Source organism: Pseudomonas wadenswilerensis, from assembly GCF_900497695.1.
GTDB lineage: Bacteria > Pseudomonadota > Gammaproteobacteria > Pseudomonadales > Pseudomonadaceae > Aquipseudomonas > Aquipseudomonas wadenswilerensis.
In genome coordinates this window covers 13,945-27,327 of the sequence record NZ_UIDD01000011.1, presented here as the reverse complement: position 1 = coordinate 27,327, position 13,383 = coordinate 13,945, and the positions used below count along the sequence as shown (strand labels likewise).

The window sequence follows — 13,383 nt, the reverse complement described above, 5'->3', positions numbered from 1 at the left end:
ATGGCAACGCTTGAACTGCGCAACGTCAACAAGAGCTACGGCAGCGGTCTGCCGGACACCCTGAAGAACATCGAACTGTCGATCGACTCCGGCGAATTCCTGATTCTGGTCGGCCCGTCCGGGTGCGGTAAATCGACCCTGATGAACTGCATCGCCGGCCTCGAACAGATCAGCGGCGGGGCGATCCTGGTGGACGATGCCGACATCAGCGGCATGAGCCCCAAGGATCGCGACATCGCCATGGTGTTCCAGTCGTACGCGCTGTACCCGACCATGAATGTGCGCGACAACATCGCCTTCGGCCTGAAAATGCGCAAGATGCCTGCCGCCGCCATCGACGAAGAGGTGGCGCGAGTGGCCAAGCTGCTGCAGATCGAGCACCTGCTGACGCGCAAGCCTGGCCAGCTGTCCGGTGGCCAGCAGCAACGCGTGGCCATGGGCCGGGCGCTGGCGCGGCGGCCGAAGATCTACCTGTTCGACGAGCCGCTGTCCAACCTCGACGCCAAGCTGCGGGTGGAGATGCGCACCGAAATCAAGCTGATGCACCAGCGCCTGAAGACCACCACGGTGTACGTGACCCACGATCAGATCGAGGCCATGACCCTGGGCGACAAGGTGGCGGTGATGAAGGACGGGCTGATCCAGCAATTCGGCACCCCGCAGCAGATCTACAACGATCCGGCCAACCTGTTCGTGGCCAGCTTCATCGGCTCGCCTCCGATGAACTTCATTCCCCTGCGCCTGCAGCGCAAGGACGGCCGCCTGCTGGCCCTGCTCGACAGTGGCCAGGCCCGCTGCGAGCTACCCTTGGGCTTCAATGTGGCGGGCCTGGAGGACCGTGAAGTGATCCTCGGCATGCGCCCGGAACAGATCGCCCTGGCCCCGGCCCAGGCCAATGGTTTGCCGAGTATTCGTGCCGAAGTGCAGATCACCGAGCCCACCGGGCCGGACCTGCTGGTGTTCGTCACCCTCAACCAGACCAAGGTCTGCTGCCGACTGGCCCCGGATGTGCCGACCCAGGTCGGCGACACCCTGAACCTGCAGTTCGATCCGGCACGGGTGCTGCTGTTCGATGCCGCCACCGGCGAGCGCCTGGGTGTCGCCGCGCCAGCGCCGGCGAGCAAGGACAATGTCGCCCAATTCAAGGGCCGCTGAATTCGTTATAGAACGTAGACACCCATCGAGAACAATAAAACGAGGAAACAAGGGATGGATCACTTCAAGCGTATCAAGCCTCTGGCGCCGTTGACCCTGCTGGCGGCCCTGGGCGTCAGTTGCGGGGCGCAGGCGGCTGGCGCCTTTGCCCCGGAGTCGAAATGGATGAGCGGCGACTGGGGCGGTACCCGCACCGAGCTGCTGGAGAAAGGCTACGACTTCACCCTCGACTACGTCGGTGAGGTGGCGGGTAACCTCAACGGTGGCTACAACGACGACAAGACCGCGCGCTACAGCGACCAGTTCGCCCTCGGCGCGCACCTGGACCTGGAGAAGATCTTCGGCTGGCAGGATGCCGAGTTCAAGCTGGCGATCACCGAGCGTAGCGGCCGCAACTTGTCCAACGACCGCATCAGCGACCCGCGTGCCGGGCAGTTCAGTTCGGTGCAGGAAGTCTGGGGGCGCGGCCAGACCTGGCGCCTGACCCAGATGTGGGTCAAGCAGAAGTATTTCGATGGCGCGCTGGACGTCAAGGTCGGGCGCTTTGGCGAAGGCGAGGACTTCAACAGCTTCCCCTGCGACTTCCAGAACCTGGCGTTCTGCGGCTCGCAAGTGGGCAACTGGGTGGGTGGTATCTGGTACAACTGGCCGGTCAGCCAGTGGGCCATGCGGGTCAAATACAACATCACCCCGGAGTTCTTCGCCCAGGTCGGCGTGTATGAACAGAACCCGTCCAACCTTGAAACCGGCAACGGCTTCAAGCTCAGCGGCAGCGGCACCAAGGGTATGATCCTGCCGGTGGAGCTGGTCTGGTCGCCGCAGGTCAATGGCCTGCCAGGCGAGTACCGTCTGGGTTACTACTACAGCACGGCCAAGGCCGATGACGTCTATGACGACGTCAACGGCCAGCCCCAGGCATTGACCGGCGCCGCCTTCAAGTCGCATTCGAGCAAACATGGCTGGTGGGTGGTGGCCCAGCAGCAGGTCACTACGCACAACGGTGATGCCAACCGCGGCCTGAGCCTGTTCGCCAACTTCACCGTGCACGACAAGGCTACCAACGTGGTGGACAACTACCAGCAGGTAGGTATGGTCTACAAGGGCGCCTTCGATGGCCGGCCCAAGGATGACATCGGCTTTGGTGTGGCGCGGATTCACGTCAATGACGACGTCAAGGACCGTGCGCAGTTGCTCAATCAGCAGAGCGGCATAGAGGATTACAACGATGCCGGCTTCGTGCCGATCCAGAAGACCGAGTACAACGCCGAGCTGTACTACGGCTTCCATGTCACCAACTGGCTGACCGTGCGGCCGAACCTGCAGTACATCAAGAGCCCGGGCGGGGTGGACGAGGTGGATAACGCGCTGGTCGCCGGGTTGAAGATTCAGTCGTCGTTCTGAGGCGATATGTTGTAAATTTACGCATATTGCGACCGCTGTGCGGTCGATCGCTGGCAAGCCAGCTCCCACATGGATTGCGCTGATCCTGTGGGAGCTGGCTTGCCAGCGATAGCGTTCCCACTGAATAACAAGAGTTCCCCGCCATGCCAGAGCACCCGCTACAACGTTTCTTCACCTCGCAGAGGCCGCGGCCGACCTTCGAGTGGGAGCGTTACCAGCAGCGCGATGTGCTGATCATCGATCACCCGCAATGCCAGGCAGTCTTCAGCCGTCAGGGCGCGCAATTGTTGCACTTCCAACCACAGGGCGAGCGCCCGTGGCTGTGGTGTGCGGCGCAGTGGCCACAAGTCGGCGCGATCCGTGGCGGTGTGCCGGTGTGCTGGCCCTGGTACGGCCGTCACCCCAGCGAAGACATGTGGCCGGCCCACGGTTGGGCGCGCCTGCTCGACTGGAAGCTGATCGACAGCAGCGAAACCGAAGAGGGCGTGACCCTCAAGTGGCGCCTGCAACTGTGCGATTGGCAGGTCGACCTGGTGGCCAAGCTGGGCAAACGCATGGAGCTGCAACTCAGTACCGAGCATCAGGACAGCCAGCCTTGTCAGTTGAGTCATGCTCTGCTGGCTTACTGGCGTATTAGTGACGTTTCTGAGATAGCGCTATCTGGGCTAGAAAACATTGAGGGTTACGACCGTTTGAACCGTCAGGCCTGTCGCCAGAAGGGCGCCTTGAAGGTCCACGGCGGGTGCCAGCGGGTGTTCCCCAATGCGGCGACCCTGCAGTTGCACGACCCGGCCTGGCAGCGCCAGTTGTGCATCGACACCGGTGACAGCGAAGACACCGTGGTCTGGCACCCCGGCAGTCGGCCATTGATGGGTGTCAGTGGCAGCGAAACCCTGGGCTTCGTCTGTGTCGAGGCGGCCAGTGGCAGCAGTGACAGCCTGAGCCTGGCGCCGGGTGAGCAAGCGCACCTGCGTCTGCAGGCGCACTTGCTCAGTTGAGTTCGTCGTCGATCGGGTAACGGCTGGCGTTGAGGCTTTCCTTGATCTTGCGCAGGTGCGGCTGGAAGTCGACGCCGCGGCGCAGGGTCATGCCGGTGGCCAGCACGTCGAGCACGGTCAGCTGGATGATCCGCGAAGTCATCGGCATATAGATGTCGGTGTCTTCCGGCAGCGGGATGTTCAGGCTCAGGCTGCTGGCCTTGGCCAGCGGCGAGTCGGCGGCGGTCAGGCCGAGCACCGAGGCGCCGTTTTCCCGGGCCAGGCGTGCGACTTCGACCAGCTCGCGGGTGCGCCCGGTGTAGGAGATGATCACGAACAGCTCGCCGGTGTGGGCCACCGAGGCCAGCATGCGCTGCATCAGCACATCGGCATGGGCCGACACCGCCAGGTTGAAGCGGAAGAACTTGTGCTGTGCATCCAGCGCTACCGGGGCCGAGGCGCCGAGGCCGAAGAAGTGGATCTGCCGGGCCTGGATCAGCATGTCGACGGCGCGGCTGATCAGCTGCGGATCCAGTTGCTGGCAGGCACTGTCCAGCGAGGCAATGGCGCTGCCGAAGATCTTCTGGGTGTAGGACGCCGGATCATCGTCGGCCTCCACTGCCCGGCTGACGTAGGCAGCGCCGCTGGCCAGGCTCTGCGCCAGTTGCAGCTTGAGCTCGGGGTAGCCGCTGACGCCGAACGAGCGGCAGAAGCGGTTTACCGTCGGCTCGCTGACCTTGGCAGCCTGGGCCAGGGCGGCAATGCTGAAACGAGTGGCTTGCTGGGGGTTGAGCAGGATGACTTCGGCGACTTTGCGCTCAGCCTTGTTCAGCTCTTCGAGGCGGCCCTGGATCTGCTCCAGGAGGTTTCGCACGCGGTCCATGGGTGTTTTCCTTGGGTCGTTGAGACAGCCGGCTGGCGACAGCAGCGGGCTTTTGACACGGTGGCCTATCGTACTGATGGCATGGTTGGCACACCACTTGAATCTGTCCACTGGGTAAAATGTTGTGGTTTTTACTACATTATTCCTTGAAAACTGCGATTGAAAACGGTATTTCTACGTCAACTTGATAAAAGAACCAACATCATGGCTTCGATCAGCGTTGAACCCTGCACCTTTGCCCTGTTTGGCGCCCTTGGCGACCTGGCCTTGCGCAAGCTGTTTCCGGCGCTCTACCAGCTCGACCGGGCCGGCTTGTTGCACGCCGACACCCGGGTGCTGGCCCTGGCCCGCGAGCCGGGCAGTGTCGATGAGCACCTGGCGTCGATCGAGGCGCACCTGCAGGAGTTCGTGCCTGCCGGGCAGATCGAGGCGCCGGTGCTGCAGCGCTTTCTGGCGCGCCTGACCTACCTGCACGTGGATTTCCTCAAGGCCGAGGACTACCAGGCCCTGGCCGAACAGGTCGGCAGCGACAGCCAGCTGATCGCCTATTTCGCCACCCCGGCGGCGGTGTATGGCGGCATTTGCGAGAACCTCGACAAAGCCGGCCTCAGCGCCCGTACCCGGGTGGTGCTGGAAAAACCCATCGGCCATGACCTGGAATCCTCACGGCGGGTCAACGACGCCGTGGCCCAGTATTTTCCGGAAAACCGCGTTTATCGTATCGACCACTACCTGGGCAAGGAGACGGTGCAGAACCTCATTGCCCTGCGCTTTGCCAACAGCCTGTTCGAAACCCAGTGGAACCAGAACTCGATCTCCCACGTGGAAATCACCGTCGCCGAGAAGGTCGGCATCGAAGGGCGCTGGGGCTATTTCGACAAGGCCGGGCAACTGCGCGACATGATCCAGAATCACCTGTTGCAGTTGCTCTGCCTGATTGCCATGGACCCGCCCAGCGACCTCTCGGCCGACAGCATCCGTGACGAGAAGGTCAAGGTGCTCAAAGCCCTGGCGCCGATCAAGGGCGAGGGCCTGAGCACCCAGGTGGTGCGCGGCCAGTACATTGCCGGCTACAGCGAAGGCAAGCCGGTGCCCGGTTACCTGGAAGAAGACAACGCCAACGCCCAGAGCGACACCGAAACCTTCGTCGCCCTGCGTGCCGATATCCGCAACTGGCGCTGGGCCGGGGTGCCGTTCTACCTGCGCACCGGCAAGCGCATGCCGCAAAAACTGTCGCAGATTGTCATCCACTTCAAGGAAACCCCGCACTACATCTTCGCCCCGGAACAGCGTTTGCAGATCGGCAACAAGCTGATCATCCGCCTGCAGCCGGACGAAGGTATCTCCTTGCGGGTAATGACCAAGGAGCAGGGTCTGGACAAAGGCATGCAGCTGCGCAGCGGGCCCTTGCAGCTGAATTTTTCCGACACCTGGCGTAGTGCGCGGATCCCCGATGCCTACGAGCGGTTGTTGCTGGAAGTGATGCGCGGCAATCAGAACCTGTTTGTGCGCAAGGATGAAATCGAATACGCGTGGAAGTGGTGCGATCAGCTGATCGCCGGCTGGAAACAGTCGGGCGACGCGCCCAAGCCCTATGCCGCCGGTTCCTGGGGGCCGATGAGCTCGATTGCACTGATTACCCGCGATGGGAGGTCCTGGTATGGCGATATCTGAACTGCAACTGCCGGCGAAGGTCACGGCACGTGATTTCAATACACCCGCGCTGCTGGCTGAAGGGCTGGCCAAGGATGTGGCAGGGCGCCTGAATGCGGCCATTGCCGCCAAGGGCCAGGCCACCCTGGTGGTGTCGGGCGGCCGCAGCCCGGTGGCGTTTTTTGCCGCGCTGCTCAAGCAGCCGCTGGACTGGTCGAAGGTGCTGGTGACCCTGGCCGATGAACGCTGGGTGCCGGTCGAGCATGCCGACAGCAATGCCGGCCTGCTCAAGCGCCATTTGTTGACCGGTCCTGCTGCCAAGGCGCGTTTCCTCTGCCTCTATCGCGCCGCAGGCAGTCTTGAGGCCGCTGCGCAGGAAGCCGATCAGGCCCTGGCCGAACTGCCGGGTATCGACGTACTGGTACTGGGCATGGGCGATGACGGCCATACCGCCTCGCTGTTCCCCAACAGCCCGAACCTTGCCGAAGGTCTCGACCCGAACAGCCCCCGTCGCTGCCTGCCGATGCTGGCGCCGAGCGTGCCGCATCAACGGCTGAGCATGACCCGGGCGCTGCTGGCCCGCGCCGGATTTACCGCCTTGTCGGTGCAAGGCCCGGGCAAACTCGCTACCCTGCGCGCCGCGCTGGCCGGCGATGACCAGGCCGAGATGCCGATTCGTGCCTTCTTACAAGACCCTCTGGATATTTACTGGTGCCCATGAGCCAAGGATCCGCCGTTATGACCACGCATGAACTGAAACAGCCGGGAGCTTCCATGGCCGACAAGATTGCCCGGATCGATCAGATCTGCACCCAGGCGCGCATTCTGCCGGTGATCACCATCGCCCGCGAAGAAGACATCCTGCCTCTGGCCGATGCCCTGGCAGCCGGTGGTATCAAGACCCTGGAAGTGACCTTGCGCTCGTCCCACGGCCTCAAGGCCATCCAGGTGCTGCGCGAGCAGCGCCCGGAGCTGTGCATCGGGGCTGGCACCGTACTCGACCGCAACATGTTTGCTGCCGTGCAGGCGGCTGGCGCGCAGTTCGTGGTCACCCCGGGCATTACCCAGGACTTGCTTGAGGCCGGCGTCGACAGCGACATCCCGCTGCTGCCAGGTATCAGCACACCGTCGGAAATCATGATGGGCTATGCCCTGGGCTACCGGCGCTTCAAGCTGTTTCCGGCTGAGATCAGCGGCGGCGTGGCGGCGATCAAGGCCTATGGCGGCCCGTTCGGCGACGTGCGCTTCTGCCCCACCGGCGGGGTCAACCCGGGCAATGTGAAGGACTACATGGCCCTTGCCAATGTGATGTGTGTGGGCGGTACCTGGATGCTCGACAGCAGCTGGATCAAGAGCCGCGACTGGGCCCGTATCCAGGCCTGCAGTGCCGAGGCCCTGGCACTGCTGGACTGAAACCGAATTCGTTGTGTGCTACACGGCTTTGAGGTGCGCTTGGTCGGCGCACCTTTTTTTTTGCCTGCTCAGAAACTGTCCGAAGTGCTGAAGCTGCCACCACCGCTGCTGCTGGAGGTGGAGAAATCGCTGGAACTCGAACTTGAGCTTGAACTACTGGAACCGGAGCTCGACCAGCTGAACGACGAAGAGCTGCTGGACGAAGAACTGCGCGGCACCAGGCGTCGGCCACTTTGTAGCACGGTTTCCAGCGCGTGCAGGCTGAGGTCGCGGGTCATGTAGTCGGCCAGCAGGCGCTCGATGCTCAAGGTGGTGTAGTAGTTGTAGTCGCTGTCACGGTAATAGTCGGTGCGCAGCGCCCGCTCCAGCTCCTTGGCCCGCTCATAGTCGCGCAGGGCACGGTCATGCTGGTCGCGCAGCTCGGGCAGGCGGTCCTGTACGTCACGCAGGCGCGGGTACAGCTCCTTGAGCTGGGCGGCGATCTTGTCGTCGTTGTTGTCCGGGGTCTTTTGTACTTCGACCAGCAGTTGTTCGATGGTCTGTGCCTGCAGGCGTTCGGTGATGTTCTGACGGATCCGCAGGTAATGCGGGTCCTGTTTACCGGCAAAATTGGCCAATTGCTGGTGTTGCTCGTTGGCCCGGGCCTTGGCGGCGACGATGTGCTTGTTCAGGGTGACGTCTTCGCGGGTCAGCGGGTCCATCCCTGCCGCTGTACGCGCCTGGGCCAGACGCTGGTCGATAGCGTCCTGCAGCCCGGCAATCAGGCTCAGGCGTTCGCCTTGCAGCTCTTCGTTGCGGGTCTGCATGGCCCGCAGCATCAGCTCGTTGTTGCGGTTACCGACAAAGTTGACGCGCTTGGCCAGCTTGTTGTCGAGCCAGCGGTGCAGGAAGTTGTAGCGGTACTGGTCAGTGCCGTAATCGCGCTTGAGCAAGTGGTAGTAGATCGGGTTGGCGCTGTACGAAGGCAGCTTGTCGACGCACTCCTGGCGGATCTCCTGATAGCCGGTAAGCGCTTCGCCGTTGGCCTCTTGCGCGGCCCGCAACTGCTCGCCCAGCTCGCACCAGTCAGGCTCAAGCACCAGTTGATCCTTGACCTGGCGGTCGATGCTCTCAATGCGACTGCGCACGGCGTGCTGGTCGGCCAGCGACACGGCAATATCGGTTTCGACCCGGGCAAGTTCGGCGCGCAGTTGCGCTTCGGCATCCTGGCGTGCCTGCAGTTGCAGCAGGGTGTCCTGGTCCAGGGCCGGTCGATGTTCGAGCTTTAGCGTGGCGATGTTGCTCAGCCGGGTGAGGATGTCCTGTTCCAGGCGCGCTTCCTGATCGCTCAGGGCCGACAGCAGTTGCTCGGCGCTGCGCAGCAAGGCCTCGCTGCTGCGGGCGTTCTGCGCCACGGTGCCGGTGAGGGTAGAAGGGGTCATGTGTTCACCAGTCCATGATCATGTCAGGGTTGCCCGTGGTGCGCTGGTTGAAGCGCAGGGTCAGCGAGTTGGCAGCCTTGCTGCCCATCATGCGGTCATCGATATGGCCATCATCGAGCTTGTCCACTTTGACCTTGAGGTATTCGGCCTGGCTGACGCGCACGGCGAACAGGCGGCTCCAGCGTTGTTTGCCGGTTTCGGAGCTGGTGACCGGTACTTCAGCGCTGATGCCGCCGGCGTCAGTGGCCTCGACCACCAGGAACCAGCTCTTGCCCTTGTCGGTGTCCTCGCCGCGGTTGCAGCCGGCGGGGTCGTAGCAACGCTCGACCCCGGACTTGATCCCGGTGCGGTCGACGATCTGCAGGGTCAGCGGCACGGCGGCGAAGTCGAGCATCCGCTTGAGGTGTTTGAGCTGATCGCCGGTCTGGCTGACGTCCTCGTTGTGCAGGCTGTTGTTGGCTTGGGCGAGCAGCGCTTGTAGTTGCGCTCGGTCACCGGCGGCCAGCGGCATCGCCTGCAGGCGCTGCTGCAACTGATCGCGCAGGGTGATCTGTTCGAGCCAATAGGAGACTCGATCGATCTCATAATCCAGTTTGCCGACCTGGAAGCCGGCCGCTTTGAGCGTGTCAGTATCCTTGACTTGCAGCAGTTGCTGGTCAGCCGAACTGGCAAGTTCCTTGAGATTGGGGAACGGCTTGAGGCCTTCGGTATAGGCCGGCATCGCCAGGAGCCTGGCCAGTTTATCGCGCTGCTGGTAGATACCTTCTACCGTGGCGAAGCCAGAGCGGGCCGAGGAGATGGCCTGGCGGGCCAGTTTGATCTGCGCCTCACGCTGCGTGACCAGGGTCTTGACGCTGTCGCGGTTGGTCTTGCGCACGAACTGCGGCACATCGCTGGCAAAGGTCTGATCCAGCGGCGGCAATGTTTGCCGGACCTGATCGAGAATGCGGCTGACGGCGACATCGGGCTGGGCCAAAGCCTTTTGCTGCCACTGCTCGAGCTGCTTGTGATTGAGCTGGATCTCGGTGCGCACGTCTTCATCATGCCAGCGCAGGTCACGGGCACTGTTTTCGATCTCGACCGTAATGCCGCTGTCGTGGGCAATGCGTGTGCACTGGGTGATCAGCGCCGCGGCAATGATTGCCAGGAACAGCTTGTAGAGCTGGCCGCGCGCCATCGATGCCTTGCTCAGCAGCTTTTCCCGCCAGCTCAGCGGCGGGGCTTCGAACATCAGCCGGCGGGCGAAGAACTCGCGCACGCCCTGGTCGATCAGCGCCTCGTCGAAGGCGATGTTGTGGCTCTGGTAGTAGTCACGAATACGCGCCGCGACTTCGGCGCGGCGCTTGGGCAGGTTCAGGTGTTCCTGGAGCTGCATCTGCTGGTGGCGCAATTCGTCGACGAACGCCATCGCTCCGAGCTGTTCGGAGAGTGGGATGCTGGTCATCAGGCCGCCTTGCTGAGCAGCGCGGCGAATTTACGCTTGGCATCCTCGACCGCGGCAGCGATGTCGCGCGAAGCGTTGCTCGACTCGGCCCGGTAGGTTTCGGTGAGGCTGTTCATGTCGGTCTGGAACGACAGCGTGGCGTCGGCCAGCGCGCGTACCGAATCGACCTTGATGGTCGAGCCGTAGCTGGCCTTGACCGCAGCTTCGAGCTGCTGGTTGCCGGTACTGCCGAGAGCTTCGAGGCCCTTGCTGATGCCATCGGTGGTGGCATTGAGGGTATGGGTCGCCTCGGCCAGGCCGCTGTTGGCGGTGAATGACACGGCAAGGCCGGTAAGCACCACTTCGTTGGTCGAGAAGAACGAGACCATGCGCTGGTACTGGCGCTCCTTGATCACGTGTACCTGGTTGATGCGGGCGAAGACCATCTCGGCAGTGTTGTAGCCGACCTTGAGGTCATCGGCGATGTCCTTGACGATCTGGTAGCGCTTGTCTTCGTCCTGCAGGGCACGCACGGCTTCGTCGCGGCGCAGTTCCAGCGCGGCACGTTCGGCCGGCTCGGCCGATTCGGCGGCGGCGACTTGCTGGTTTGCCTCATTCAGTTCGGCCGTGCGCTGTTCCAGGGCCTGGCCGGCAATGGCCAGCACCTGCTGGGCTTCGACCTCTGCAGCCTTCATGGCCATGCGAAAGTCCATGTAGGACTCAAGGATCACCGTCTCGCGACTGATCTGGTCGTTGGCCGACTTACACACCTGCAGGTAGTTGTCGCGAATGTCGTTGAAGCGGCTGGGGATCGAGCCACGGCGCACGTTCATCCAGGCCAGCTTGAGTTTTTCCATGCTGTCCAGGCGCCCGTCGTCCATCCAGCCGGCCATGGCCGCGGCGTCTTCGCGGATCGAGGTGAAGCTCTGGGTGATGTCCATGAAGCGGGTGGAGATGTCCATGCCCTCGATCTGCTCGCGGACCATGCTGTTGAAAGCGGTGGATTGCTGCAGGACCGCAGCGATCGAGGTGACCTTGCTGCTGTCGTACTGCGCCACGCGGTCGAGCAGCATCAGCACGGGGGCGTCCTGGACAGGGCGCAGGAGGTTGATGCCGATGGTGCGCAGGCCGCTCAGTGCCCGCTCGAGGTAGTTGCTCATCGAGTGTCCTTTCATGATGTGCGCGCAGCGCAGGGTAAAGCGAGGAAGGGAGTATACCGGGGGTTGCCGTCAAGCTGACCGACGATTTTTCTCGGGCGCAAACGAAAGTGCCCGCCTCCGGATGGAGGCGGGCACTCGGTTGCAGCTCAGCGTATGGCTCAGGCCGCCTTGGCAGCCTGCTGGCTCAACGAACGGTTCAGGGCGCTGAACAATGCCTTGAAGCTGGCAGTGGTGAAGTTCTCATCGATACCCACGCCATGCACCGGACGACCACCGGCGACACGCAGTTCGATGTAGGCCGCAGCCTTGGCGTTGGTACCCGCGCCGATGGCGTGCTCGTTGTAGTCCATGATTTCCACGGCGATCGGCAAGCCGGCCACCAGGGCCTCGAGGGCACCGTTGCCCTTGCCGCGCCAATGCAGGGTGGTCTCGCCTTCACCGGCGACTTCCACTTCCACCGCACTGTGGCCGTTCTCTTCCTGCAGGCGATGGCTGACCATCGCGTACGGCGAGTTGGCCTGCAGGTACTCGCGGTGCAACAGCGAGTGGATCTGCTGGGCAGTCATCTCCAGGCCCAGGCGGTCGGTTTCACCCTGTACCACCTGGCTGAACTCGATCTGCATGCGCCGTGGCAGGCTGATGCCGTATTCCTGTTCGAGCAGGTAGGTGATGCCACCCTTGCCCGACTGGCTGTTGACGCGGATCACCGCCTCGTAGCTGCGGCCGATGTCGGCCGGGTCGATCGGCAGGTACGGCACTTCCCACTTGGCGTCATCCTTCTGCTGGGTGAAGCCTTTGCGGATGGCGTCCTGGTGCGAGCCGGAGAACGCGGTGTGAACCAGGTCGCCAACGTACGGATGACGCGGGTGCACCGGAATCTGGTTGCACTCCTCGACCACCTTGCGCACGCCGTCGATGTCGGAGAAATCCAGCTCAGGGTCGATGCCCTGGGTGTAAAGGTTCAACGCCAGGGTCACCAGGTCGACGTTGCCGGTACGCTCGCCGTTGCCGAACAGGCAGCCTTCGACACGGTCGGCGCCGGCCATCAGGCCCAGTTCGGTAGCGGCTACGCCAGTGCCGCGGTCGTTGTGGGTGTGCAGGCTGATGATCACGCTGTCGCGGCGGTTGACGTTACGGCCGAACCACTCGATCTGGTCGGCGTAGATGTTCGGCGTCGAGACTTCGACGGTAGCCGGCAGGTTGAGGATGATCTTGTGCTCAGGGCTAGGGTTCCACACCTCGATCACCGCATCGCAGACTTCCTTGGCGAATTCCAGTTCGGTGGCGCTGAAGGTCTCTGGCGAGTATTGGAAGGTCCACTGGGTTTGCGGCTGCTGGGCGGCGTATTTGACGAACAATTTCGCCGCGTTCACCGCGATGTCTTTCACGCCTTGCTTGTCCTGGTTGAAGACAATGCGGCGGAACGACGGGCTGGTGGCGTTGTACAGGTGGACGATGGCCTTTTTCGCGCCGCGCAGGGATTCGAACGTACGAGCGATCAAATCTTCACGGGCCTGGGTCAGCACCTGGATGGTGGTGTCGTCCGGAATATGGCCGTCTTCGATCAGGGTACGGACGAAGTCGAAGTCGGTTTGCGAAGCGGACGGGAACGAGGCTTCGATTTCTTTCACGCCAACGCTGACCAGGGTCTTCCAGAAGCGCAGCTTCTTCGCCGCATCCATTGGCTCGATCAACGACTGGTTGCCATCGCGCAGGTCCGAACTGCACCAGATCGGCGCTTCGGTGATGGTCTTCGAAGGCCAGGTGCGGTCAGGCAAGTTGACGGTCGCGAAGGCGCTGTATTTTTTCGAAGGGTCTTTGAGCATGGTCATGAAAGCAATCCTTGAATGTGCGGCCTTGAAAGGGGCCCGCCGAACGAAAACGAGATGAAAAGGCG

The 13,383-nt window shown here is 62.7% G+C and carries 11 protein-coding genes; 6 read left to right on the top strand and 5 right to left on the bottom strand.

The window, feature by feature from the left end; all coding sequences use genetic code 11:
- The 3 genes from CCOS864_RS22915 (at window position 1) to CCOS864_RS22905 (ending at window position 3,554) form a co-directional block, all read left to right on the top strand.
- Complete coding sequence (locus CCOS864_RS22915) at window positions 1–1,155, top strand: ABC transporter ATP-binding protein (protein WP_115088541.1); 1,155 nt, start codon at window positions 1–3, stop codon at window positions 1,153–1,155.
- A 54-nt stretch (window positions 1,156–1,209) separates the two neighbouring features.
- Window positions 1,210–2,556, top strand: a complete 1,347-nt coding sequence (locus CCOS864_RS22910; RefSeq protein ID WP_115088540.1) for a carbohydrate porin — start codon at window positions 1,210–1,212, stop codon at window positions 2,554–2,556.
- 143 nt (window positions 2,557–2,699) lie between these two features.
- Entirely contained in the window at window positions 2,700–3,554 is an 855-nt protein-coding gene (locus tag CCOS864_RS22905) for a D-hexose-6-phosphate mutarotase (protein WP_115088539.1), read from the top strand.
- On the opposite strand, the gene hexR is transcribed toward CCOS864_RS22905, so the two are convergent.
- Window positions 3,547–4,407 (bottom strand): DNA-binding transcriptional regulator HexR, encoded by an 861-nt coding sequence (hexR, locus tag CCOS864_RS22900; protein ID WP_174242320.1) that lies wholly within the window; start codon window positions 4,405–4,407, stop codon window positions 3,547–3,549. The genes CCOS864_RS22905 and hexR overlap by 8 nt on opposite strands.
- Window positions 4,408–4,620: 213 nt before the next feature.
- On the opposite strand from hexR, the gene zwf reads away from it, so the two are divergent.
- Genes zwf through CCOS864_RS22885 form a run of 3 tightly spaced genes read left to right on the top strand, consistent with a single transcriptional unit; the run spans window position 4,621 to window position 7,482 of the window.
- The gene (zwf, locus tag CCOS864_RS22895; protein WP_115088538.1) at window positions 4,621–6,090 is read left to right on the top strand and encodes a glucose-6-phosphate dehydrogenase; all 1,470 of its coding nucleotides are present in this window, start codon (window positions 4,621–4,623) and stop codon (window positions 6,088–6,090) included.
- Window positions 6,077–6,790 carry a 6-phosphogluconolactonase gene (gene pgl / locus CCOS864_RS22890; protein WP_115088537.1) on the top strand — a complete coding sequence of 238 codons (714 nt, stop codon included), beginning with the start codon at window positions 6,077–6,079 and terminating at the stop codon, window positions 6,788–6,790. Before zwf ends, pgl begins: the two co-directional genes overlap by 14 nt.
- 17 nt (window positions 6,791–6,807) lie before the next feature.
- On the top strand, window positions 6,808–7,482 hold the full coding sequence (locus tag CCOS864_RS22885; RefSeq protein WP_115088536.1) for a bifunctional 4-hydroxy-2-oxoglutarate aldolase/2-dehydro-3-deoxy-phosphogluconate aldolase: 675 nt from the start codon (window positions 6,808–6,810) through the stop codon (window positions 7,480–7,482).
- Between the two features lie 68 nt (window positions 7,483–7,550).
- Here CCOS864_RS22885 and CCOS864_RS22880 read toward each other — a convergent pair whose 3' ends face one another.
- The 4 genes from CCOS864_RS22880 to leuA form a co-directional block, all read right to left on the bottom strand.
- Entirely contained in the window at window positions 7,551–8,903 is a 1,353-nt protein-coding gene (locus CCOS864_RS22880) for a coiled-coil domain-containing protein (RefSeq protein WP_115088535.1), read from the bottom strand.
- A 4-nt stretch (window positions 8,904–8,907) separates the two neighbouring features.
- The gene (locus CCOS864_RS22875) at window positions 8,908–10,347 is read right to left on the bottom strand and encodes a DUF6384 family protein (protein WP_115088534.1); all 1,440 of its coding nucleotides are present in this window, start codon (window positions 10,345–10,347) and stop codon (window positions 8,908–8,910) included.
- Window positions 10,347–11,486, bottom strand: coding sequence for a merozoite surface protein 3b (locus CCOS864_RS22870; RefSeq protein WP_115088533.1), 1,140 nt, complete (start codon window positions 11,484–11,486; stop codon window positions 10,347–10,349). Before CCOS864_RS22870 ends, CCOS864_RS22875 begins: the two co-directional genes overlap by 1 nt.
- 158 nt (window positions 11,487–11,644) lie before the next feature.
- Window positions 11,645–13,318, bottom strand: coding sequence for a 2-isopropylmalate synthase (gene leuA, locus CCOS864_RS22865; RefSeq protein WP_115088532.1), 1,674 nt, complete (start codon window positions 13,316–13,318; stop codon window positions 11,645–11,647).
- Window positions 13,319–13,383 lie beyond the last annotated feature (65 nt).